Source organism: Shewanella sp. YLB-07 (assembly GCF_009377275.1).
Map to the genome: position 1 here is coordinate 182,353 of NZ_VOQB01000014.1, position 24,315 is coordinate 206,667.

The following is a 24,315-nucleotide window of genomic DNA, read 5'->3' on the forward strand; positions in this document are numbered from 1 at the left end:
AGACGCGTAAAGTTAACATAATTAGCCCATAGTCGCCAATTATGCCGCTGTTATAAGCTTGTTGCGCTTGTTGCGCTCTACAGTGTAGGTTAGCATGAGTCAGGATTTACTAAATTATTATAATCAGAACAGAGACCTGTATAGAGGGTCCACATAAATATGGATTTATTAGATAAAGTTATTGCCAAGGCCGCAGGTATACCACATAAGCCTTTGAGTTCAGCTACTTTTTGGCTTGTTCTCGTGCTTGTTATTTACCTATTAGCTCAGATCACCTGGAAACTCATCTCAGTATCGGATGGATCTCAAACCTGGCGTCCAACGCCTGTCAGCAGTAGTTCCAGAAGCAATGTGAATATCGGCGAACTACAACAATTAGCGCTTTTTGGTAGGTTGGATTCCAATGCCTCTAAGCCTAAGGTTGAGACCGTAGTCGAGATGATCACTGATGCACCAAAAACCTCCCTATCTATTCAGTTAACGGGTGTGGTCGCCTCGACCGTACAGCAGAAAGGCTTAGCGGTTATAGCCTCAAGCGGCTCCCAGAATACCTATGGTTTAGGGGATAAGATTAAAGGAACATCTGCATCGCTTAAAGAGGTCTATGCCGATCGCATCATCATTACCAATTCGGGTCGTTATGAGACGTTAATGCTCGACGGTCTAAAATATGAAACTAACAGTCAGGCTAATAAGCAACTTCAACGAGCCAAGTCGGTAAGGAAGATAGATCAACGTAAAAATAAGCAGGTAGCTCAAGAGATTAAGCAGTCTCGTGAGGAGCTATTGGCCGATCCGAGTAAAATTACAGATTTCTTATCCATATCTCCCGTTCGCAGTAACGGTGAGTTGAGTGGTTACCGCTTGAATCCGGGTAAAGACAGGGAGCTGTTTAAGCGGGCAGGATTTAAAGCCAACGATCTTGCAAAGTCTATGAATGGTTATGATCTAACTTCAATGAGCCAGTCGATGGAAGTGATGGCTCAATTACCAGAATTAACTGAAATATCTCTTATGGTCGAAAGAGACGGGCAGCTAATTGAGATCATGTTCAGTTTGCCGGAATAATTAAAAATTAGAGGGTGAGACTAATTCCTGGTCCTCACACCTCATCAGTATTTGTTTGAGCCTTATGGGCGAACTAATGGGTTTATGGGAAGTAACATAATGAATAAGAAGAGTTTTCGCAGAAAATTAATTGCAGGGATTGTGATGGGAGCGTCTCTTTTAGCTCCTCAACTTGCTTGGTCTGAGCAATATGCGGCTAATTTTAAAGGGACTGATATTCAAGAGTTTATCAATATCGTTGGTAAAAATCTGAATCGTACCATTATCGTCGATCCCACGGTTCGCGGTAAGATTAATGTCCGCAGCTATGATCTTCTCGATGATGAACAATATTATCAATTCTTCCTTAATGTGCTTCAGGTTTATGGTTATGCCGTCGTGGAGATGGATAACAACATCATCAAGGTGATTAAAGACAAGGATGCTAAAACAGCATCTATTCGTGTTGCCGATGATGAGGCTCCCGGAGTCGGCGATGAGATGGTGACTCGTATCGTCGCCCTCTACAACACCGAAGCGAAACAACTCGCCCCCCTGCTTCGTCAGCTTAATGATAATGCCGGTGGCGGTAACGTAGTTAATTATGACCCATCGAATGTCTTGATGATTTCTGGTCGCGCAGCCGTAGTCAATAAGCTGGTAGAGATAGTTCGCCGCGTCGATAAGCAAGGTGATACCGAAGTGCAGGTGGTACCACTGGAATTTGCATCGGCGGGTGAGATAGTTCGTATTATCGAGACCTTAAATCGTGTCACAGGTAACAAGTCTCAGTCGGGCCAGGTTCCTAAAGTGGTTGCCGATGAGCGTATGAATGCCGTGATTGTCAGCGGTGACGAGAAGGGCCGTCAACGTGTGGTCGAATTGATCAAGAAGCTAGATGCAGAGCAGGCCAACACAGGTAATACCAAGGTTCGCTATCTGAGATACGCCAATGCAGAAGATCTTGTTGAAGTATTGATGGGTTTTGCCGATCAGCTGTCCAGCGATCAAGATGGTGGTGGCAAATCAGGTGGTAATAAACGCCGTAAAGATATCAATATCATGGCCCATGCCGAGACAAATGCACTGGTGATCACGGCGCAGCCGGATCAGATGCGCACCATAGATAACGTGATCAACCAGCTGGATATTCGCCGTGCTCAGGTATTGGTCGAGGCGATTATCGTCGAAGTGGCCGAAGGTGACGATGTTGGCTTCGGTATCCAATGGGCGACAGCGTCTGGCGGCATGACCCAGTTTAATAACTTAGGTCCGACCATAGGTGAGGTAGGTGCCGGTGTCTGGTTAGCACAAGATCAGAAGGCCTCACAGACTTGTTCTGGATCTGGAGATAATCAGACTTGTACGGATAATCCAGATACCAAGGGTGATATTACCGTTCTGGCTCAAGCATTAGGTAAGGTTAACGGAATGGCCTGGGGTGTAGCCATGGGCGACTTCGGTGCCTTGATTCAGGCGGTTTCCAGCGATACTAAGTCTAACGTATTGGCGACGCCATCTATCACGACCTTAGATAATCAGGAAGCCTCATTCATCGTTGGTGACGAGGTGCCTATCTTAACCGGTAGCCAGAGTTCGAGTAACGGCAACAGCAACCCTTTTACCACCGTCGAGCGTAAAGAGGTGGGGGTTAAGTTGAAAGTGATTCCGCAGATTAACGAAGGCACCTCGGTTAAGTTAACGATTGAGCAGGAAGTCTCAGGTATCAATGGTAAGACTGCCGTCGATGTCACATTCGCGACTCGCCGTTTGACTACCACTGTGATGGCGGACTCGGGGCAGATCGTCGTCTTGGGTGGTCTTATCAACGAGGAAGTGCAGGAGAGTGTGCAGAAGGTACCTTTTCTCGGTGACCTGCCGATTATCGGCCATCTTTTTAGGTCTTCATCGAGCAGCAAGAAGAAAAAGAACCTGATGATATTCATCAAGGCAACCATTATTCGTGATGGCATCATCATGGAAGGCATCGCGGGTCGTAAGTACAACTACTTCCGTGCGTTGCAGTTAGAGCAGCAAGAGCGAGGCATCAACTTGATGCCGAATACCGAGGTGCCGATACTCGAAGAGTGGAATCAGTCAGAATACCTGCCAGATGATGTTAGGGATATTCTGGAGCGCTATAAAGAGGGTAAAGGCCTGGAGACTAGAATGCGCGAGACTGACCCTGCCCTTAAGAGCATCTCCGAGAGCAAAGAAAAAGACAAGTCTCTGGATACGGATGATAATGCCGATGAGTAATGCTCAACTCCCTCAAAGTGATGAGCTGGCTTTAGTTTCTGATGAAGTTTGGCAGGACGCTGAAATAGACAGTGATGAGGAGTTTCGTTCCGATAGTAGAGAGCGCTTACCCTTCGCTTTCTCCCATCGTTTCGATGTGGTGATCGATACTGGTGTCGATGAAGCTCTGACCTTGTATCATACTGCCGAGACTCCCCTGGCTGCTCTGCTCGAAGTCAGACGCTATACTGGGCGTGAGCTGCCTTTGGTGCAGCTGGTTCCGGCTGAGTTTGAGGCTAGATTAACTCAGGCTTATCAGGCTAATTCTTCCGAGGCACAGCAGCTGATGGAAGATATCGGCAATGAGATGGACTTGTATACATTAGCCGAAGAGTTACCTCAAACTGAGGACCTGCTTGAGGGCGATGATGATGCGCCTATCATCAAGTTGATCAACGCCTTATTATCGGAAGCGATCAAAGAGGAAGCCTCAGATATTCATATTGAGACCTATGAGAAACAGCTGGTTGTCCGTTTTCGCGTCGATGGCATGTTGAAAGAGGTGCTCAAGCCCAATCGTAAACTTTCATCTTTATTGGTTTCCCGTATCAAGGTGATGGCACGTCTGGATATCGCCGAGAAGCGTGTTCCTCAAGATGGCCGTATCTCATTGCGAATTGGTGGTCGCGCCGTCGATGTGCGTGTGTCGACTATGCCGTCGAGTCACGGCGAGCGCGTGGTATTGCGGCTATTGGATAAAAATACCGGCAACTTAGATCTCATTCAACTTGGTATGACAGAGCAGATCCGTATCGAATTCGATGAACTGATCCGCAAGCCCCATGGGATTATTTTAGTGACCGGGCCTACAGGGTCGGGTAAGAGTACAACGCTATATGCTGGTCTGAGCGAGCTGAACTCGAAAGAAACAAATATTCTTACGGTTGAAGATCCTATCGAATATGAACTCGAGGGGGTAGGTCAAACTCAGGTAAATACTAAGGTCGATATGACCTTTGCTCGTGGTCTGCGCGCGATTCTGCGACAAGATCCTGATGTGGTGATGATAGGAGAGATCCGCGACTTAGAAACGGCGCAGATTGCAGTTCAGGCATCATTAACGGGTCACATGGTGTTATCGACGCTTCACACCAATACCGCATCTGGTTCAATCACTCGATTACAGGATATGGGCGTGGAGCCTTTCCTTGTCTCATCGAGTCTGTTGGGCGTGCTGGCCCAACGCCTAATCCGCACCTTATGTTCCGAGTGTAAATCTGAGCATGTGCCGGATCAGAGTGAACGTAAATTACTGGGTATGGTCGAAGATGATCAAAGAGTCATATATCGCGCCGAAGGCTGTAAGTCGTGTGGCAATAATGGCTATCGTGGTAGAACGGGTATCCATGAACTGCTCATCGTCACCGACGAAGTACGTGAACTCATCCATACCGGACGTGGTGAATTGGCCATCGAAAAGCTTATTCGTCAAACCACACCGAGTATTCGTCATGATGGCATGAGTAAGGTACTGGCCGGAAAAACTACCCTCGAAGAGGTGTTACGCGTTACTCGCGAGGAATAATTCATGCCTGCATTTGAATATAAGGCTTTAGATAAACAAGGAAAACAGCAGAAAGGCGTGATCGAGGCGGATACTGCCCGTCATGCCCGTGGCCAGCTCAGAGATCAACGCTTGATGCCGTTAGAGATTAAGCCTGTTCTCGAGAAAGAAGCTAAGGCTAAATCGGGAGGCAAGAGTCTGTTTCAGCGCGGTATATCCGTGGCAGAACTTGCGCTTCTCACGCGTCAAATCGCCACTCTGGTTGCGGCGGGGTTACCGGTAGAGGAAGCGTTGAAAGCGGTCGGTCAGCAGTGCGAGAAAGATCGTCTGGCTAGCATGATCATGGCGGTGCGCTCACGTGTGGTCGAAGGTTATAGCTTGGCTGATTCTCTGGCCGAATTTCCCCATATCTTCGATGATCTCTATCGCGCCATGGTGGCATCGGGAGAAAAGTCTGGTCATCTCGAGGTGGTGCTTAACCGCTTGGCTGATTACACCGAGCGTCGACAGCAACTGAAAAGCAAGATGACTCAGGCGATGATCTATCCCGTAGTATTAACCGTTGTCGCCATAGGCGTTATCGCGATTCTATTGGCCGCGGTAGTGCCCCAGGTCGTTGGCCAGTTCGAACATATGGGCCAGCAGCTGCCCTGGACGACTCAATTACTGATCGCCTCGTCAGACTTTGTCAGAGATTATGGACTGCTTGTCCTAGGTGTGATGGTTGGTGGGTTTGTGTTGTTTAGACGTCTACTGACTAAACCTGAATACCGCATGAAGTTTGATTCCTTACTCCTCAAGTTACCTGTCATTAGCAGGATCAGTAAGGGACTCAACACGGCACGCTTTGCTCGGACCTTGAGTATCTTAGCGGCGAGCTCAGTGCCACTACTGGATGCGATGCGAATTGCCAGCGAGGTCTTGATTAATGTAAAGGTCCGGGCTGCGGTAGAAGAAGCAACGGCGCGAGTACGTGAAGGCACCAGTTTAGGTGCAGCGTTGACGAATACGAAACTTTTTCCGCCTATGATGCTCTATATGATCACCTCGGGTGAGAAGAGTGGCCAGCTAGAGCAGATGCTTGAGCGAGCTGCGGATAACCAGGACAGAGAATTCGAGTCGAATGTCACCATAGCACTGGGGATATTTGAGCCTATGCTGGTCGTCAGCATGGCTACCGTAGTCTTGTTTATCGTTTTGGCTATTCTGCAACCAATCTTAGAGCTTAATAATATGGTCAGTGGTTAAGTTTAGGATTAATCGTACAATCGTGTTATCAGTAAAATAAGCGTTTCGTTATTCATTTTCTCTGAGCCTAACAAGAGGCTCAGAGCGTTTTTAAGAGGATGTTGTTCATGCAAACAAGAAATAAGCAGAAAGGTTTCACCCTACTCGAAGTGATGGTAGTTATCGTGATTTTAGGGATTCTAGCTTCTATGGTTGTTCCCAACTTAATGGGAAACAAGGATAAGGCCGATCAACAGAAAGCGGTTTCAGATATCGTCGCCTTAGAGAATGCCTTAGACATGTATCGTTTGGACAACAGCATCTATCCAACGACCGAACAGGGTCTGGATGCCTTAGTACAAAAACCAAATAGTTCACCTGAGCCGCGTAACTATCGTGAAGATGGCTATGTGAAGCGTTTGCCACAAGATCCATGGAGAAATGATTACTTGCTACTGAGCCCAGGTGAAAATGGCAAGCTTGATATCTTCAGCACGGGTCCAGATGGCCAAGCGGGCACAGATGATGATATTGGGAACTGGAATCTACAGAACTTCCAGTAAGCACTGAAGTTACTGAACATCTGAATCAAGAATCTGAATCGATAATCATATGAAATCATTGAGCTCATCATGGATATGCCAGCATATTCCAGATTTCTCTCTCTATGGGGTTAGCCGATGAAGCTAGTAAGCCAGAAAGGTTTCACCTTAATGGAAGTGCTCTTAGTGGTGCTCTTGATGGGTTTGGCTGCTTCGGCAGTAACCATGACCATGGGCGGCGCCGATGGAAAGAAAGAGCTCGAGAGGACGGCCCTGCAGTTTATGGCTGCTACTGAGATGGTACTCGATGAGACTGTGCTCAGTGGTCATTTCATCGGTATCGTGATCGAAAAGACCAGTTATAAATATGTCTTCTACGATGAGGGTAAATGGAAGTCATTAGATAGAGATCGTATTCTGGCCGAACGGCAGATGAAAGATGGGGTCGAGATAAGTCTGGTCCTCGATGGTCTACCTCTGGTGCAGGAAGATGAAGAGCAAGATTCCTGGTTCGACGAGCCCTTTATAGACGAGAAGACCGAAGAGGAGAAAAAGAAGTTTCCTGAGCCGCAAATTTTGTTATTTCCAAGTGGTGAGATGAGTGCTTTCGAGATGACCTTTTTTAGTGAAGATGAACAAGGTAACGAAATTGAAGCATTAGTGATTGGTGATTCGCTCGGACGCTTATCTCTGGGGAGAGACGATGAGTTCGATGGCGGTGACTATGGGCACTAAGAGCATAATGAACACCAAAGCAAAAGGCATGACCTTGTTGGAGGTCATAGTGGCTCTGGCGGTGTTTTCCATCGCGGCAGTATCTATCACTAAGAGCCTGGGGGATCAGATCGCCAACATGCCGATCTTAGAAGAGCGTACCTATGCCCAATGGGTGGCTGACAATGTGATGGTCGATGCCAGGTTGGAAGCTAAGTTTCCCGATATCGGCAAAAAAGATGGCGAAATGGAGCTTGCCGGACGTGATTGGTATTGGCGTAAAGAGATAGTAAAAACTTCAGATGACAAATTCCGCATGATACGTGTGAGTGTCAGCAATGATGCTCGTTATAAACGTATTGTTGCCCAGGTGAACAGTTATGTACTCAATCCGGAATAGACTTAATGGGGGGTTCACCTTACTCGAGATGTTGATCGCTATCGCTATCTTCGCCATGATCGGCTTGGCGGCAAATGCGGTATTGAGTACGGTCATTAAAAACGATGAAGTCACCAAAGAGTTTTCCAGCAAGTTAAAGGCGATGCAGCAAGGCTTTGGTGCATTAGAGCGTGACTTAGGTCAGATGGTGGCCAGAACGCCAAGATTGCTCGAAGGTGGTCGCGGTAGCACAGTATTTCAAACCGGCTCTGATATTTTGGATTCTGAATCAGAGGCTTTGGTCTTCTTCCGTTTGGGCTGGCTCAACCCGGATGGGATTTTACCCCGTGGCAGCATACAGTCAGTGGCGTACGTGGTCAGAGACGGTGCCCTCGAGCGTTGGTATTACCCCTATCCTGAGCCTGAATTCGGGGCGGATCCGATTAAAACCATAGTGATGCGAGGGGTGATATCGGTGCAGTACTCCTTCTTTATGGAAGATAAGTGGGAAAGAAAGGTCGATGGCACTAAGTTGCCCAAAGCGATAGCCATGGAGATCGAATTAGAGGGCCTAGGCAAGATTCAACGTAAATTCTTACTCCCCTTAGGCGCGCCAGTAGCTTCAAATAAGAACAACGGCGGCGGCAATAATAACGGCGGCGGCAATAACAACGGTGGTGGCAATAACAACGGTGGTGGCAATAACAACGGTGGTGGCAATAACAACGGTGGTGGCAATAACAACGGTGGTGGAAAGCAGGATGAGAATGGCAGATAGTCTAATGATTAAGGGGCAATCAGCTAATGAATCAGCTTCCAGCTAAACAGCGAGGTGTCGCGCTTATCGTGGTGCTGTTGATCGTCGCCATGGTGGCAATTATGGCCACCAACATTAATAGTCGTAACCAGTTATCGGTGCGCCGTACCCTCAATTTGGCCGAGTATGATCAGGCATTCTGGTACGCCATCTCCGCCGAAGAGTTAGCTAAAAAAGTACTCAAGCAAGATTTCGAAGACGCAGATGGTACGGTACACCTACAGCAATATTGGGCCCAAGCCGATGTGGTATTCCCCGCAGAAAATGGCGAGATTAGCGGCACAATTTCAGACTTGCAGTCTTGTTTTAACCTCAATGCGCTGTCGGCCGAAAGTGTAAAGGGATCCGGAGGCAATGGCCAACCTAAATTACCACTGGCGGCGGTGCAATATAAAGGTTTACTGGTTGCATTGGGCATGGATGATTTCGGCGCCGAGCGGCTAACTCATACCCTAAAAGATTATATCGATGAGGATGCAACGGCGAGCCCATTTGGCGCCGAAGATGCAGATTATGAGTCCCGTAACGTACCATATCGTGCGGCTAACACCTTGATGAGTCATCGTAGTGAATTGCGGGCGGTGTTGGGATATACACAAGATATCTACCTTAAGTTACTGCCCTATATTTGTGTGATACCTGGTAATAATAAACAGGTATTGAATGTGAATACCATTGAGGTTGAGCAGGCCGCGCTGCTTGCCGGCATGTTTGATAATAAGATTTCAGTGGGCGAGGCGGAAAGCATCATCAATCAGCGTCCCGGGGACGGATATGAGAAGACTGAAGATTTTACCGAGATATCCTCTATATCTAGCCTAATAACGGCAGATGCGGCGTTAAAAACCAGCTTTGACGTCACTACGAAGTATTTCAAGTTGGAGGCAGGGGCTAAAGTAGAGAATGCTACCTTCCGGCTAGAGAGTGTATTGAAAATGGATGGTAGCAATATAGAGGTCTTGACGCGCCAATTTGGCGGACAGAAATAATCTGGTCAGTACCGGGTATCGCCAGTAAGCATAATAAAAATAACATAACTTTATCTGAGCCCGTTTGGGTGAGGGATCAAGTTAGTGGAGAAGAGATTTGAGTGAAAGACTATTAATCCGCTTAGGAACGAGTCAGGAGCAAACTTGCTCATGGCTAGTTTGGTCTGAGCTGGAGCAGGAAATTATAGGTTCTGGTGAGCTTAAGGATGCCCTAGAATTGGCGAGCCTGACCGAGCGTGCCGGCAATCGTCCCGTCGATGTCCTCGTTCCCTCGTCGGCGATAACTTTGACCCAAGTGGAGTTGCCCGAGAAGGGACAACGTCAAGCGATCCAAGCGTTACCTTTCATGCTGGAAGAGAACCTGGCAGAAAATGTTGATGATCTGCATTTTGTCACGGGTCCTCGCGAGGGCGAGCACCTCAGCGTGGCTGTGGTTGCCCATGAGCAGATGCAAACCTGGTTAACTTGGCTCAGTGATGCGGGTTTAAAGCCTAAGCGTATCGTACCCGATTGTTTGGCATTACCTCTGCAGCAGTGCCAATGGGCGGCAATTAAATTTAATCAGGAATATTTACTCAGAACCGGTGCCGGAGTCGGAGTGAGTCTGAGTGAAGACTGGCTGAATATGGCTTTGCTAAGGCTGCTTCCAGCGGATAGCGAAGCTATGGTCACAGTTGCTGGCTACAGCGAGTTGAATTTAGCTGGTACTCAGGTACAGGCACAAGAACTCGAGCTTCCTATGTTAGTGCTGGCAAAAGGGATCTTATCGGCCCCGATTAACCTTTTGTCCGGTAGCTATACTCCTAAACGTGAATATGGCAAACATATACAGATTTGGCGAAATGCTGCGATTGTCATCGTGGTTGCCTTGGTGTTATCCCTAGTGAATAAAGGACTCAACATTCACCAAATGAATACCGAGCAGGCACGTCTGCAGCAGCAGAGCGAGACCATTTTTAAGCAAGCCGTACCCGGAACCTCACGTATAGTAAATCTTAGAACTCAAATGGACAGACATCTCAGGAGCATGCAGGGCAGCGGAGGGGGAAGTGAATTCTTCTCTATGCTTGAAGGCTTAGAGGAGGCATTTACTCAGGTGCCTCAGTTAAAGCCAACTACGCTACGTTTCGATAGTGCCCGCAATGAGCTGCGTATGCAGGTGACGGCCAAGAGCTATGCCCAAGTGGAGCAGTTTAAGGAGATTGTTTCTCGCTCATATAGGTTGGATTCAGGTGCGATGAACAGCGGTGAAGATTCAGTTACCAGCACATTGACCTTGAGGAGTAAGTAACATGGAAAATGTGAAAGTATGGTGGAACGGTCTCATCTTACGTGAGAAGCAGCTCGTCAGCGTCTGTGGTGTATTTCTCATTATTGCTTTTCTCTATTGGGGGATTTGGACACCGATATCTAATGCGGAAATTGAGGCCGAAAGAGGCCTAGAGGCACAACAGAGTACTCTTAATTTTGTTAAGCAGACGGCAAATAAGATAGCCGGTCTCAAAGAGAGTGGTAATAAAGCCAGTTTCAGAGGGAGTCTCAGTGCAGCAGTGAATCAGAGTGCAGGGGCGTTTGGCCTGGAGATCACTCGTATGCAGCCTCAGGGTAAGAAAATTCAAATCTGGATGGATGATGTCCCTTTCGATGCCTTACTCGGCTACCTTAACGAACTGGTACAAGAGAAAGGATTATCCTTAGAAAGCATAGATTTGGCAGAGTCTGATACGGTAGGTTTAGTACGTGTTCGTCGTATTCAATTGTCGCAGTAATGATTGTTTTTTATTAAGGTGTAGTAGTGAATTTAGCTAAAAAGATTATTATCGGCGTGTGCATCTATCTGGTATTTTTGCTGGCCTTATTACCTGCAAGTGTGGTGATGAAGCTGGCGCCTCTGCCTAGTAATATCAACTTGAGTGGTGTTTCTGGCTCAATATGGTCGGGAAGTATCGAGTCGGTAACAATACAGAATAGGCAATTAGAGCAGGTTCAGTGGCAGTTGAGCCCCTGGGCTTTGTTGCTGGGTCAGGCCAAGATAGATCTGGTTATCGGTAATCGAGGCTCGGCGGTTAACGGTAAGGGATTAGTCATTCTTTCCATGAGCGGAATCGATGCCGAAGGCCTGAGATTCGAGGCGCCGACTAGCTTTCTGTTAGGCAATAATCGCTTACCCTTTAGAACGAAAGTCGGTGGCGATATCAGCTTGTTTATCGATCGTCTCGAACAAGGGACTCCTTGGTGTGAACAGTTAAATGGTAAGCTGTTTATCAATAGTGCCGGTGTAAAAAACCAGTTCGGCAACTATCCTCTTGGAGATATAGAGCTAGGCCTGAGCTGTGTCGATGGCAATGTGAAAGTGAAATCAGATGAGACTATGAATCAGTTAGGTTTCAGCGGAACCTTGGTGCTGCAGGCAGAAAAAGTGGTACAGCTCAGTGCTAAGATAAAAGAGACAGCTTCACAACCCGAAGATCTGAAGAAGGCATTGGCTTTCCTGGGTAAGAAAGACAGCCAAGGTTACTATCCGATCAGTTACCAAGGTAGAGTTCCCGGACTCTAATCAATAGCAAACCAAATAAGAATTATAGATTGCGAGCTTAGTCTCTTACCTGATAAAACATAAGGCACCAATAGGTGCCTTTTTGATACCTGAAGGGTTTAGCTAATCTGCCAGAAGATCATCCAGTAACAGATGATAATCTCCTATTGCAGGAAAATCGCTAAATATTTTATTGGGTTTCTGACTGTCTGGGTTGGTTATACCCAGCTGGTAACCAACACCGGCATCTTTTGCTGCTTGCAATATATCTTCATTATCATCGATAAATAGGCAGCGGCTAGGATCTAACTGGAACTGCAAGAAGAGGTGTTGCCAGAAGTGAGGATGCTCTTTCGGGTAACCAGTTTCATGGCTGGAGAGCATATGGTCTAGCCCCGCAGCCAGTTCAGTATGTTCTAGTTTCAGGGCTAAGCTCTTGGGATGGGCATTGGTGACCAGGATGCGAGACTTTTTCTGCTCACCGAGGGCGTACAGAAATGGCATGCTATCCTGTCTTAACTGAATTCTATCGACCAAGGTTTTATGCAGCCCCATGATATCGAGCCGTAATTCACTTTCCCAATAATCTAAGCAATACCAGTCTAAAGTGCCGAAGACTTTACCGTAAGACGATTCAACTAACGCTTGTGCGGCTTGGCTATTTAAGCCTCTTTGTCGGCTTAATTCCGCTGGGACTATGCTTAACCAAAAGTGATTATCGAAATGTAGATCCAGTAGGGTTCCATCCATATCGAGCAACACAGTATCTATCTCATTCCATGGAAACATCATTATCCCGTTTTATTTTGTGCTGTTTGAAGTGTAGGGGTGCGTTTAAATATCTAAAGTAACTATTTATACTAAATAATATCAATCAGATAGTACGCAGAATCTAGCTCATGCCATGGAAACATTATTATCCTATTCTAGTTCTTTGCTGTTTGAAGTGTAGGGCTTTACCTTGAGAGTACAAGCGATTCGGCTATTAGAGGTTTAATACTAATCTATCTTATTCCATGGAAACCATTAATCAACGAAGTTTCTGGTTGTAGATTAAAAACAGGATAGTAAGATTGTACTCTATAAGCACTTATCATTTGGCTCAGGGACTCCTATGAAGCACAAGAAACCGGAAATTCTAGGTTCAGAGATTGTTGCGCAAAGCCGCTTGTTTAAAATAGAGCAGGTAAACCTCAAATTTTCCAATCAGGTCGAGCGACAATATGAGCGGATGAAGGGGAATAATCGTGGTGCTGTGATGGTGGTGCCTGTGCTCAATGGAGAGACACTGTTATTAGGGCGAGAATATGCTGCGGGTACTCATACCTATGAGCTTGGTTTTCCGAAAGGTTTAATCGATCCCGGTGAAGAGGCACACGAAGCTGCTAATCGTGAGCTGCAGGAAGAGATAGGTTTTGGGGCAAGAAAGCTGACCCATTTGATGGAGTTGAGTTTGGCCCCTGGTTATTTTGCCAGCAAGATGCAGATTTTTATTGCCGAAGATCTTTATGAGAGCGTTCTGGAAGGAGATGAGCCTGAGCCTATCGAGATGGTCCCCTGGCCACTGGATAATTGGCAATCTTTGCTCGAACAGGAAGACTTTTCAGAGTCCAGAAGCGTAAGCGCCTTGTTTTTAGCTCAAAAATACCTAAAACTATAAGTGTTTAAAACATAATTATAAGAACCCTTTTCTTATAATTGTATGTGTGAGTCGGCTGTTGGAGCAGTTATGAAGCCAGAAGAGTACATAGAACAAGCAATTGACATTGCTGTTGAAGCGGGAATAAAGATACGTGATATCTATCTTAAAGGGACTTTCGAGAAAGAGATAAAGTCAGATAATACGCCAGTGACTTCGGCAGATATTGCAGCTCATAATATTATCACCGCCGCATTACAAGCTTTGACTCCCGATATCCCGGTGCTTTCCGAGGAAGATGCGAATATTCCTTTCTCTGAGCGCAAGGACTGGCAACGTTATTGGTTGGTAGACCCCTTAGATGGCACAGGGGAGTTTATCGCAGGGAGTGGTGATTTCTCTGTGATTATCGCCCTGATAGAGCATAACCGGCCTATCATGGGAATAGTGTATGTGCCTATGACTGAGGTATGTTATTACGCCATTGCTGGGCTAGGAGCCTATAAGCGTGATGGTCAATCTGAGGTCAGGATCATGAGCCGTCAGTTGCCTGCCGATCGGAATCCACCGCTAAAGCTCGCCGTTAGCCGACGTCAAGACCCTCAGTCGGTACTTAAGTTATTTAGCCATACGAAACATTGTGAATTGATCGTGCTCGGTGGAGCTGCTTTAAAGAGCTGTCTCGTGGCAGAAGGAAAAGCCGATTGCTATGTTCGTATCGGGCCAACGGGTGAGTGGGACACCGGAGCCGCTCAGATCATTGTTGAAGAGGCTGGCGGGCAGATCATGGATATTGAGCTTCAGCCCCTGAGTTATAATGAGCGGGAATCTTTAGAAAACCCTAACTTTATTGTGGTTGGTTCCCCCCACTTAGCCTGGGACGTTCTGCTAACGGCTGAGAGCTAACCTAATATAGTTAAACAGGCCATCACTCAACGATGGCCTTTTCTTTATTTGTGGTTTAGACAAGTCGCTATCTGCTCAGGATGATAGATTAGAGGATTATTATGATTTTGACTCGACGTTTCCTGCCCTATTTTATTACTCAGTGTCTAGGGGCGTTGAACGACAATGTCTATAAAAATATGTTGTTACTCTTGGTCACCTATTCTCAGCTTGCTAGCCTGCCCATCGATGTAAACCTATTTGTTAATCTAGCCGCCGGTTTGTTTATTCTTCCCTTCTTTCTTTTTTCTGCTCACGCGGGTCTGATCGCCGACAATATCGATAAAGCGATATTAATTCGACGCCTCAAGTTGTTAGAGGTGATCATCATGTGCTGTGGTGCGGCGGCAATCGTTAGCCAAAGCTATTTGATTATGTTGGTATTGCTCTTTCTGATGGGGACACAATCGGCTTTCTTTGGCCCGGTGAAATATTCACTTCTACCTAAGGTATTGAAGGATGTTGAGTTGGTTAGGGGCAATGCCTGGGTTGAGATGGGCACCTTCATCTCCATTTTGATAGGCACCATAGTCGCTGGTCTGATCGTTGCCAGTGACCATGCCAACACGTTAGCCGCGATTACCGTCGTTTTTTTAGCAACTGTTGGTTATATCTCGAGTCGCTTTATCCCATCTATCCCCCTAAGATTTGAACCTAAAAAATTGATGTTCACTCCCTTTTCCGGTTCGATAGCCAGCCTCAGGAAAGCCAGGCGAACACCTTCGATATGGATGGCCGTACTTGCCATTAGCTGGTTTTGGTTTCTTGGTGCTACCTATCTTACTCAGTTCCCCAATTTTGCTAAGCTACACTTACATGCAGGAGCGACAGTGGTCTCCTTGTTGTTAGCCTTGTTTTCTATTGGTATCGCGGCAGGATCATTTTTATGTGATCGCATGTCATTTAAGCAAGTCGAACTAGGTCTTTTGCCCTTCGGTTTGCTAGGTTTGACCATTTTCGGTATTGATCTGTATTGGGCTGTACCAGACTCAAATTCTGTCGATGTTTATACTGCAAGCAGTTTCATTAGTGATTCGCAACATTACCGACTCATGTTTGACTTATTCATGGTAGGGGCAAGCGGTGGTCTATTTATTGTGCCCTTGTATGCATTTATTCAGGCGAGGACGAAGGAGGGGGAGTGTGCTCAGGCCATTGCGGCAAATAACATCATGAATGCGCTGTTTATGGTGATGTCAGCCATCTTCGCAATAATCTTCTTGGGCCCTCTGGGTGGGAGTATATTGCACTTGTTCTTGGTGCTTGCCCTATCAAATTTAGTGGTTGGAGCCTTGCTGTTTATCAGGCTACCTGAGCTGAGATTGAGGCTGGTAACTTACCTCTTGGCTAGATTTATACATCCACTCTCTGTGGCTCAAGGTGATACTTTACCTAAACATGGAGGAGCGGTATTAATTGGGTTATCAAGTTCAGCGAAAGATCTCTTACTGATACAGAGCCTTTCTGTACGACCAATATGTTTTATATTGAGACAGCCTCTTGATACGGAGTTTCTGGCCAAGCTGTTAAGAACATCGGGAAATGTGCTTGAATCGGCATCGAGCCAACAAGGAAAAGCCGATGAGGGGAGTCAGGAGTATATCGAGCACATCGCTAAGGCATTAGCTAATGACGATCTGGTTTATCTGTGCATAAACGATCATCTGGATCTTAGCGATAAACTCGAGGGGTTGATTGGGTCAGTACCTAGGCTGAGCATCTCTTTGGAGCCTGGAGGAAACAAGAGTGTAGATAAAATGGCACCGAGCAGAAGAGTCGGTGTGGTGTTAACCCAAAGAGTAAACATACCTCTAGAAAATGACTAGAGGTATGTGACAATGGTCAGGCTTGAGTATTAAGCTTATGTGCGAGCCGAATACTCGTTTAACCATTCATGCATCGCCTGATGCGAGCCCTTAAATGAGACTCGAGCTTGTTTCTTGTCCAGTTGATATTGATACATAGGGTCGTAATACTTGTTGAGCAGCATAGATATCCACTCGAGGTGAGCCTCTGTGTTGTTCGTTTTTTGTTGAATTTTCAGTGCGTTGGCAATGATAGACTGAAACTCATCATGTAACTGGCCACCGAGTCGTTTCTTAATACCCGTGATACTTAGGCTCAAGTATTCAGAGAACGCGATAAAGCCAGCCTCTTCACCTAGACGCTCTATGTAGCCTGAATGCATCTTATGGACGTATTCATCTAATAATCTGCTATGCCTATCTTCATTGGATTCCTCTAATACTAAGATCTGCGCCGTTTGCATGGCGCTGTAAAATGTCTTAGGTATCGCAGAACGACCGATGAGAAAGCTTTCATCCTCTAAGACTAAACAGCGCTCATCTCTTTGCTGATGTCTTAATAGTTCCACAGCCAAACGATTTTCAAAATTGATCTGGGTTGGTTGGGGCTCATGGTAACGCCCGAAACTCGATCCCCTGTGATGGGCTATGCCTTCCAGATCGACGGACTCGGAACGTTTGACTAAGAAGTCAGTTTTACCGCTGCCAGTGATGCCACTGAGAATAAATACCGGTTGCTGCTGAGGAGCCTCATCGATGACATTGATAAGATATTGGCGCATAGCCTTATAACCACCCTCTACATAGGGGATCTCCAGGCCAGCCTCTTTAAGCCATTGTTGAGTAAGTTGAGATCTTAGGCCACCTCGAAAGCAATACAGGTATGCACCTGGATTTTTATCAAAATAATCCAGCCAGGCATCCACTCTCTGCTGCTTTACTTTACCTTTAACCAGGGAATGTCCGAGTTTGATGGCCGCTTCTTGGCCATTTTTCTTGTAGCAAGTACCGACCTTCTGTCGTTCGCTATCTTGCATTAACGGCAGGTTAGTACTGCTTGGGAACGCGCCCTTGTTAAATTCGAGCGGTGCTCTGACATCCATCATAGGATGACCCGATAACATGATCTCTCTGTACGCGCTCTTAGGGACTAGATGTTTGCTCATTAGATGAGTTCCACGAGCTGAGTTTGTGATGCATCGGTCATAGTACCAATACATTTAGTCGGCACATTATTTTTGGCTAGCAAGCTAATCAGTTCCTGCTCGGCATCAGCCGCTACCGAGATGAGTAAACCGCCGCTGGTCTGGGGATCACAGATAATGCCTTTCTGCTCATCTGTGAGTGTTGGCAGATGTTCGCTGTAGCTATCGTAGTTTCTGTGTGTTCCACCCGGGATACAACCCATCTCAAGATAAGTTTTTGCCTTAGTTAATAGTGGTAAGGCCGAAACTTGGATTTGTGCATTGAGTTTTGCTCCCAGACACATCTCGATCAGATGCCCGGCAAGTCCAAATCCTGTGACATCTGTCATAGCGTTAACCCCGGAAATTTTTGCAATTGCCGGGCCTAATAAATTCAGCTCACACATGGCATCGGCGGCAATGTTGATATCTTCAGCCGCTATTTTCTTCTGTTTCTGGGCCGTAGTTAAGATGCCTATGCCTAAGGGCTTAGTCAGATAAAGCTTGTCGCCAGCTTGCGCCGTATCATTTTGCTTAAGCTCAGCTAGCGGGATCTGTCCGGTCACGGCGAGTCCAAATATGGGCTCCGGAGAGTCGATACTATGGCCACCGGCCAACATAATCCCTGCGTCTGCACAGGCTTGGCGTCCGCCATCGACAACTTGTTGAGCCACTTCTGCCGGTAAGGTATTCACCGGCCAGCCTAAAATTGCGATAGCCATCATAGGTGTGCCGCCCATGGCATAGATATCGCTGATAGCATTAGTTGCGGCGATTCGGCCGAAGGTGAAGGGATCATCGACGATGGGCATAAAGAAATCTGTGGTGCTGATGATGCCGGTTTCTTCATTAAGCTTATAAACGGCGGCATCATCACGGGTCTGATTACCCACTAATAGATTGGGGTCTTCGAATACCGGGAGCTGAGAAGCTAATATTGTACCTAGGACTTTTGGTGAGATTTTACATCCGCATCCTGCGCCATGGCTGTACTCGGTAAGTTTGATTGTAGATTCTGACATGAACTCAAAAGTCCCTTTAGAAGGTAATTAAGCGCTCATGATAGACCTATAGTCAGACTACTTCAATTAGCAGGGCTCTGGAATGAAAGGTGTGAGGAGTACTGGGGGAAATAGGAACAATTGATAAGTAAGCTAGCAGATGAATCCCCTGTAAAACCCCCTGTAAAAATAATGGCTCGATAGAGATGTTATCGAGCCATTTTATAACAGAACTAAGCGTAAGTAGCGGTGAGTAGCTTCCAGTTTCTATGTTGTAAAATGAAACGTTGTTTCATCTCGTCGACTTGCTGCACTAATTGCTTGTTGGCTAACTGTTTGCGCTTCGCTTCGAGCAGTTCTTTCTTAGCTTGATAATAGTCAGCCAGATGAGATTTCAATATCTCGTATTCTGCTTGCAGCTTGTCTAATACCTCATCACAGTTACTGAGAGTAGAGACGCGATCTTGGGTGCGCTGCAGTTGCATCTTGAGTTTGGCGCTCTCAATTCTCTCCTGGGGAGTGACCCGCAGATCTTTTGCTAGTCCACACCAATTTAAGGAATTGATCAGCCATTTGGTTGGATCGTAATGCCACCAATGTATGCCGTTACGATAGTCGTTTTCGAAGATGTGATGGAAGTTATGATAGCCTTCACCATAAGTAAGCAGAGCGATAAAGCCATTATCCCGCGCCGTGTTCTTATCTGTGTATGGCTGGCTCCCCCATACATGGGCGAGAGAGTTGATAAAGAAGGTACAGTGCTGCACAACAACCAGCCTTAACAGACCTGCCATAAGCAGCATTGCTAGAATATCTCCATTGAGCCAGCCTAAGAATGCGGGTAAACCTATGTTCATCAAAATAACCAAGGGCAGATAGTATTTGTGCTGCCACATCACTATCTTGTCGTTCTGAAGATCTCGAACATTCTTATAATCGTGATAACGCTGAGATTGATATTCTCTAAGCATCCAACCTATGTGGCTGTACCAGAATCCCATCTTAGCAGAGTAAGGATCCTTATCATTATTATCGACATGCTTATGATGAACTCTGTGATCCGAAGACCAGTGAAGCGCGCTGTTCTGTAGTGCCAGAGCACCGCCAAGGGCAAACAAGAAGCGTACCGGCGCCTTGGCTTTATAGGTCTTGTGTGACCAAAGACGGTGATAACCTGCGGTGATCGACAAGCCACTGGCGAAAGCGAAACCGATGAAAGCAAGCCATTCAGTTAAGCCATAGCCCTGTGTCATGCCGTACCAGGGAACGAGTATGGCGGCACCCAGGAAGGTGATTAAAAAGAAGGCTACATTAGTCCAAATTAGTGGGGGTTTGTTCATTATTCTTATCCAGTTCAACTTTGAGCGTACATCTGTACGCTAATTTAGCCTGCAAAACGGTTTTGGTCAAGTCGGAAACACTCGTTAGGGGCTGTGTTTTAGTGTCAAAAAATGTATTATCACGGGATAATATTTAAGTTTCGGAATCACCATGACGGGTGTAAGAGCACAGCAGAAAGAGAAGACGCGCAGGGCGCTAGTCGATGCCGCATTTAATCAACTCAATGCTGAGCGTAGTTTTTCGAGTCTAAGTTTACGTGAAGTCGCTCGCGAGGCAAAGATAGCGCCTACCTCTTTTTATCGACATTTTAAAGATATGAATGAGCTAGGCTTGACCATGGTTGATGAAGGTGGCTTAACACTCAGACAGATGATGCGTAAGGGGCGACAGCGAGCCGAAGCTGGCGGTAGTGTTATCCGTATCTCAGTGGATACCTTTATGGAAGTGCTAGAGTCTAATCCGAATGTGTTTAGAATTTTATTGCATGAACGTTCTGGCACATCGGCTCCCTTTAGAGCGGCGGTAGCTCGTGAGATAGAGCATTTTATCTCTGAGTTGACTCATTATACGGAAGCCACGGCAAACAGAAGCCCTGAACTTGCCAGAGCTCAAGCCGAAGCCTTAGTCACCTTAGTCTTTAATGCCGGAGCGGCTGCACTGGATATGAAGCGAGTAGATAGAAAAGTACTCGCCGATAGACTAGTTATTCAGTTACGCATGGTGGCCAAGGGCTCGGAAGCCTTACAAAATAAGCTAGATAGAAGATAGGTAGCTTCATGATAAAGGGCCTGTTTAGGCCCTTTATCATTTATGAAGTTAACTGTGATTTTTCTTAGTTTACTTTCTTTTCTAAGAAGACACCTGATTCCATATGATCTGTATATGGGAACTGATCGAACAGAGCGAAGCGAGTGATATTGTGTGTCTTAGTCAGCTCGGCTAAGTTTTCAGTCAAGGTGTTAGGGTTGCAAGATATGTATACGATGCGCTCATAACCTTGAACTAGCTTGACAGTATTTGAATCTAAGCCGGCTCGTGGTGGATCGACAAAGATGGTATTACAATTATAGCTGTCTAGATCTATCCCTTCCAAGCGTCTAAAGCTTCTTTTTTTTGCCATAGCATCGGTGAAGTCTTCTGCAGACATACGTATGATCTGTAAGTTATCGATATTGTTGATGTCGATATTGTATTGGGCAGATTGAACCGAAGGTTTCGCCAGTTCAGTAGCGAGAACCCGATCGAAGTTTTGTGCTAAAGCGATAGAAAAATTGCCATTACCACAATATAACTCTAACAGATCACCCGTGCTGTTTTTAGTGACATCTATCGCCCATTCGAGCATTTTTACCGAGACCTTGCCATTGGGCTGAGTGAAGCTATTTTCAATTTGATGATAGTGAAGCTGTTCACCGTTCACGTTTAGGCTTTCAACAACGAAATCTTTATCGAAAATGAGTTTCTGTTTACGGGCTCTACCGATCAAGTTAACCTTGAATTTAGATGCTAGTTTCTCTTTAAGGGCCTTAGCCTCTGCTTCCCACTGCTGATCCAGTTGCTTATGGTAAAGTAAGGAAACTAAGATCTCACCACTAAGGGTAGAGAGAAAATCGATTTGAAATAATCTATGTCTTAGTATGGTGTTAGGCTTTAACTCTTCGATTAAGGCGGGCATCATCTGGTTAATTAAGCTGCTTGCTGGAAGAAATTGGTCACAACGAACCTTACTGTCCAGGGCCTTATCGAACATGTAGTAATACATGTCATCACCGTCATGCCAGATACGGAATTCACAGCGCATACGATAATGAGCTGTTTCTGAGCCGAAGATTTCTAACCTTGGTGTATCAAAGTCAGTGAATGTTTGTTCCAGCTTGATGCGTTTTTTTTCGAGTTGTGCATCATAGGTCTTAGGATCCATTGCTGCTAAATTCATTTATTGATCACCTTGGTTCAATTTGGGGCGGAATTATTATACTAGAAGAGTGATATGTCCAGTTTCTGGCTTTCGATTTATAGAATCTTGTGTGAAAATTGTATTTTACCCCTCTAAAAGTATCTTGTAGTAGCAATATAGTAGGTAAGGGGGATTGCCTGTAAGGTCACGTAAGTTAATGGAGAAGTGTCTTGTCTAAACCTATACTCGTTTTCGATTCAGGAATTGGTGGTTTAACTATTCTTGATGAAATTAGACAAGCACTGCCTAATGAGAGTTATATATACTTGTTCGACAACGCTCGCTTACCATACGGTGAGTTAGGTGAACAGGAATTGATTTCGGGCTGCGTCGCGCTCATTACAAGTTTCGTGAAAAAAGAGTCAGTCTCCATGGTGGTCATAGCCTGCAATACAGCCAGCACGCTTATATTACCCTCACTCAGGGCTGTATTAGACATTCCCGTTGTTGGCGTGGTTCCGGCAATCAAGCCTGCAGCTCTGGTATCTCAAAAGAAACATTTAGGCCTGCTTGCTACACCCGGCACGATAAAGCGTGCATATACTCATGAATTAATCGATCAATTTGCTGGTGAATGTACTGTCGAACTGTATGCCTCATCGGAACTGGTATTGTTAGCGGAACAGAAAGCCGCTGGTAATCCGGTAACTCATCATCAGCTAGCACAAATTCTAAGTCCGATTCAACAAAGTGAGCTCGATACATTAGTACTGGGCTGTACCCACTTCCCCATACTGAAACAGGAGATGCAAGAATACCTTGGGGATAAGGTAATACTGTTAGATTCAGGAAAGGCAGTTGCGGCACGAGTATTGGCATTGAAATTTAAGGTTCAGCAGAAACAGGGTCGTGGTGAGCAAGATAATGAGTATAAAGATGTGTTCAGGGAAGGGCAGCAACAAGGATGTGAAAATACTTTTTCTAGAATTGCGCTAGCTTACTATACGTCTGAAGGAATTGAGCAAGGTCTGAAAAAGACATTAGCCAAGTTTGGTTTTTTTAAAACATCTAGATTGAATCACTCATATTAGAATCTAGTATACAAACTGGCTAATATCATGCCGCCTAATATTTAAGCGTTTTCTTTGCGTTCGCTTTTCTCTGAATCTTGAGACTTGGCTTCTCTGACCTTTAAGGTACGCTCCTGGAAGTCAAACTCATTTAATTTCGACATGGCTTTTTGTGCACCAGCTTCCGACATCTCGATGAAACCGAAACCTTTACGACGTCCAGTCTTGCGATCACGTACTAATCTGACTGAGTTTACGGGGCCGTACTTACCAAATAACTCTTTTACTTCGCCTTCATGTACACGGTAAGGGAGATTACCTACATAAAGAGTCATTGTTGGACCTGTGTATTGTTCAACACTTACGGCATTGTCGCCGGATTCTGTTGATTGGCCTTTTAAGGAAAAGATAACGCTAGCAATAATGGCACCAGTAAAGAAAGCGACTGCAGCGTTTAGCTCGGGAGCGACAAAATGAATCGCTACTGCGCCAAGGATGGCGATAATCAAAACAATAAGAAATGGCTTTTGCATAAATATAATCTCTGAAGAATTGATAAAAAACTGTTAATAGCAGTTATATGGTAATGAATTATTTAGCATTACACTAGTCCGTTGCCGAAAAAATGAACTTAAAAGTAAAGTAATTTTAATATAAGGTTAATAACTCGACGTAGGCAGTAGGAAAAACAGGCTTAAACTGGCTTAGTGTTTAAAACTTCGGCGGATGATTCAATAACGAATAAAAAGGGCTTGCGCGCTTGTAGAATCTCCCTATAATGCGCATCCACTGACACGGCAAACCAGTCTTCTTAATGAAAGCTGAAACCAGTCAGGGCAACGAGTGAGCTAAGGGTTTAATCATTTTTAATGATTGAAATTCTTTTTGAAAAAAGCCCTTGACGCCAACAACGGGGAGTGTAGAATACGCCTCCTCAAGCCAGCGACCTAGCGTCTAACGGCTGCATATGAAAGATGATGCAACGCTCTTTAACAATTTATCAAGTAATCTGTGTGGGCACTCACAGGTGTTGAGTTATTCGAAGCCATCTTACTTTGTAAGTGGCAACAAATTTTCTCAATGAACTACTGAGTGACCATAGCAACTTTGCTTTCTACTTTCTTACTCTCACGAGCAAGCAAAGTAAATTCAAAGAAGCAAAATATGTAAGCTTCATTGACATTCTCTTTATAGAGGGTGGTTAATGAAAAACAGTATAATTCGTTGAGCCGATGTCATTGCCGAAAGGTAATGCATCAAAAAAACTTTAATTGAAGAGTTTGATCATGGCTCAGATTGAACGCTGGCGGCAGGCCTAACACATGCAAGTCGAGCGGAAACAGGAAGGTGCTTGCACCTTTGCTGTCGAGCGGCGGACGG

At 45.7% G+C, this 24,315-nt stretch carries 23 protein-coding genes and 1 rRNA gene; 18 read left to right on the top strand and 6 right to left on the bottom strand.

Features of this window, described 5'->3' with window-relative positions; translation table 11 throughout:
* Window positions 1–159 precede the first annotated feature (159 nt).
* The 12 genes from gspC (at window position 160) to FS373_RS25305 (ending at window position 12,074) form a co-directional block, all read left to right on the top strand.
* Window positions 160–1,068 (top strand): type II secretion system protein GspC, encoded by a 909-nt coding sequence (gene gspC, locus FS373_RS25250; protein ID WP_144048544.1) that lies wholly within the window; start codon window positions 160–162, stop codon window positions 1,066–1,068.
* 99 nt (window positions 1,069–1,167) lie between these two features.
* Window positions 1,168–3,306: a type II secretion system secretin GspD gene (gspD, locus tag FS373_RS25255; RefSeq protein WP_144048543.1), complete on the top strand. Its 2,139-nt coding sequence runs from the start codon at window positions 1,168–1,170 to the stop codon at window positions 3,304–3,306.
* Window positions 3,299–4,870: a type II secretion system ATPase GspE gene (gene gspE / locus FS373_RS25260; protein ID WP_144049157.1), complete on the top strand. Its 1,572-nt coding sequence runs from the start codon at window positions 3,299–3,301 to the stop codon at window positions 4,868–4,870. Before gspD ends, gspE begins: the two co-directional genes overlap by 8 nt.
* 3 nt (window positions 4,871–4,873) lie before the next feature.
* On the top strand, window positions 4,874–6,097 hold the full coding sequence (gene gspF, locus FS373_RS25265; protein WP_144048542.1) for a type II secretion system inner membrane protein GspF: 1,224 nt from the start codon (window positions 4,874–4,876) through the stop codon (window positions 6,095–6,097).
* Between the two features lie 107 nt (window positions 6,098–6,204).
* Window positions 6,205–6,639, top strand: a complete 435-nt coding sequence (gene gspG / locus FS373_RS25270) for a type II secretion system major pseudopilin GspG (RefSeq protein WP_144048541.1) — start codon at window positions 6,205–6,207, stop codon at window positions 6,637–6,639.
* Window positions 6,640–6,756: 117 nt separating this feature from the next.
* Window positions 6,757–7,353, top strand: coding sequence for a type II secretion system minor pseudopilin GspH (gene gspH / locus FS373_RS25275; protein ID WP_144048540.1), 597 nt, complete (start codon window positions 6,757–6,759; stop codon window positions 7,351–7,353).
* A complete protein-coding gene (gene gspI, locus FS373_RS25280; protein ID WP_227993239.1) occupies window positions 7,331–7,732 on the top strand; it encodes a type II secretion system minor pseudopilin GspI in 402 nt (133 codons plus the stop codon). The genes gspH and gspI overlap by 23 nt, the downstream gene beginning before the upstream one ends.
* A complete protein-coding gene (gspJ, locus tag FS373_RS25285; protein ID WP_152830857.1) occupies window positions 7,713–8,489 on the top strand; it encodes a type II secretion system minor pseudopilin GspJ in 777 nt (258 codons plus the stop codon). Before gspI ends, gspJ begins: the two co-directional genes overlap by 20 nt.
* A gap of 26 nt (window positions 8,490–8,515) precedes the next feature.
* Entirely contained in the window at window positions 8,516–9,517 is a 1,002-nt protein-coding gene (gene gspK, locus FS373_RS25290) for a type II secretion system minor pseudopilin GspK (protein WP_152830858.1), read from the top strand.
* A 97-nt stretch (window positions 9,518–9,614) separates the two neighbouring features.
* Window positions 9,615–10,808 carry a type II secretion system protein GspL gene (gspL, locus tag FS373_RS25295; protein WP_144048537.1) on the top strand — a complete coding sequence of 398 codons (1,194 nt, stop codon included), beginning with the start codon at window positions 9,615–9,617 and terminating at the stop codon, window positions 10,806–10,808.
* A gap of 1 nt (window position 10,809) precedes the next feature.
* Window positions 10,810–11,286 carry a type II secretion system protein M gene (locus FS373_RS25300; protein WP_144048536.1) on the top strand — a complete coding sequence of 159 codons (477 nt, stop codon included), beginning with the start codon at window positions 10,810–10,812 and terminating at the stop codon, window positions 11,284–11,286.
* A gap of 26 nt (window positions 11,287–11,312) precedes the next feature.
* Window positions 11,313–12,074 (top strand): type II secretion system protein N, encoded by a 762-nt coding sequence (locus tag FS373_RS25305; RefSeq protein ID WP_322619564.1) that lies wholly within the window; start codon window positions 11,313–11,315, stop codon window positions 12,072–12,074.
* Window positions 12,075–12,176: 102 nt separating this feature from the next.
* On the opposite strand, the gene yrfG is transcribed toward FS373_RS25305, so the two are convergent.
* The gene (yrfG, locus tag FS373_RS25310; protein WP_144049155.1) at window positions 12,177–12,842 is read right to left on the bottom strand and encodes a GMP/IMP nucleotidase; all 666 of its coding nucleotides are present in this window, start codon (window positions 12,840–12,842) and stop codon (window positions 12,177–12,179) included.
* 325 nt (window positions 12,843–13,167) lie between these two features.
* Between yrfG and nudE the strand changes: the two genes are divergently transcribed.
* The 3 genes from nudE to FS373_RS25325 all read left to right on the top strand — a co-directional run bounded on the left by nudE (window position 13,168) and on the right by FS373_RS25325 (window position 16,463).
* Window positions 13,168–13,713, top strand: coding sequence for an ADP compounds hydrolase NudE (gene nudE / locus FS373_RS25315; RefSeq protein WP_144048534.1), 546 nt, complete (start codon window positions 13,168–13,170; stop codon window positions 13,711–13,713).
* Between the two features lie 69 nt (window positions 13,714–13,782).
* Complete coding sequence (gene cysQ, locus FS373_RS25320; protein WP_144048533.1) at window positions 13,783–14,598, top strand: 3'(2'),5'-bisphosphate nucleotidase CysQ; 816 nt, start codon at window positions 13,783–13,785, stop codon at window positions 14,596–14,598.
* Between the two features lie 101 nt (window positions 14,599–14,699).
* Window positions 14,700–16,463: an MFS transporter gene (locus tag FS373_RS25325; RefSeq protein WP_152830859.1), complete on the top strand. Its 1,764-nt coding sequence runs from the start codon at window positions 14,700–14,702 to the stop codon at window positions 16,461–16,463.
* Window positions 16,464–16,498: 35 nt separating this feature from the next.
* Here FS373_RS25325 and mnmH read toward each other — a convergent pair whose 3' ends face one another.
* The 3 genes from mnmH to FS373_RS25340 all read right to left on the bottom strand — a co-directional run bounded on the left by mnmH (window position 16,499) and on the right by FS373_RS25340 (window position 19,967).
* The gene (mnmH, locus tag FS373_RS25330) at window positions 16,499–17,608 is read right to left on the bottom strand and encodes a tRNA 2-selenouridine(34) synthase MnmH (RefSeq protein ID WP_152830860.1); all 1,110 of its coding nucleotides are present in this window, start codon (window positions 17,606–17,608) and stop codon (window positions 16,499–16,501) included.
* On the bottom strand, window positions 17,608–18,648 hold the full coding sequence (gene selD / locus FS373_RS25335; RefSeq protein ID WP_144048530.1) for a selenide, water dikinase SelD: 1,041 nt from the start codon (window positions 18,646–18,648) through the stop codon (window positions 17,608–17,610). The genes mnmH and selD overlap by 1 nt, the downstream gene beginning before the upstream one ends.
* A 212-nt stretch (window positions 18,649–18,860) precedes the next feature.
* Window positions 18,861–19,967: a fatty acid desaturase gene (locus tag FS373_RS25340; RefSeq protein ID WP_144048529.1), complete on the bottom strand. Its 1,107-nt coding sequence runs from the start codon at window positions 19,965–19,967 to the stop codon at window positions 18,861–18,863.
* 151 nt (window positions 19,968–20,118) lie between these two features.
* Between FS373_RS25340 and fabR the strand changes: the two genes are divergently transcribed.
* The gene (gene fabR, locus FS373_RS25345; protein WP_144048528.1) at window positions 20,119–20,736 is read left to right on the top strand and encodes an HTH-type transcriptional repressor FabR; all 618 of its coding nucleotides are present in this window, start codon (window positions 20,119–20,121) and stop codon (window positions 20,734–20,736) included.
* 64 nt (window positions 20,737–20,800) lie between these two features.
* Here fabR and trmA read toward each other — a convergent pair whose 3' ends face one another.
* Window positions 20,801–21,904 carry a tRNA (uridine(54)-C5)-methyltransferase TrmA gene (gene trmA / locus FS373_RS25350; protein ID WP_152830861.1) on the bottom strand — a complete coding sequence of 368 codons (1,104 nt, stop codon included), beginning with the start codon at window positions 21,902–21,904 and terminating at the stop codon, window positions 20,801–20,803.
* A 191-nt stretch (window positions 21,905–22,095) separates the two neighbouring features.
* Between trmA and murI the strand changes: the two genes are divergently transcribed.
* Window positions 22,096–22,956 (top strand): glutamate racemase, encoded by an 861-nt coding sequence (gene murI, locus FS373_RS25355; protein ID WP_144048526.1) that lies wholly within the window; start codon window positions 22,096–22,098, stop codon window positions 22,954–22,956.
* 41 nt (window positions 22,957–22,997) lie between these two features.
* On the opposite strand, the gene FS373_RS25360 is transcribed toward murI, so the two are convergent.
* Window positions 22,998–23,468, bottom strand: coding sequence for an RNA recognition motif domain-containing protein (locus tag FS373_RS25360; RefSeq protein ID WP_144048525.1), 471 nt, complete (start codon window positions 23,466–23,468; stop codon window positions 22,998–23,000).
* Window positions 23,469–24,203: 735 nt separating this feature from the next.
* On the opposite strand from FS373_RS25360, the gene FS373_RS25365 reads away from it, so the two are divergent.
* Window positions 24,204–24,315, top strand: a 16S ribosomal RNA gene (locus FS373_RS25365); the annotation flags it as partial.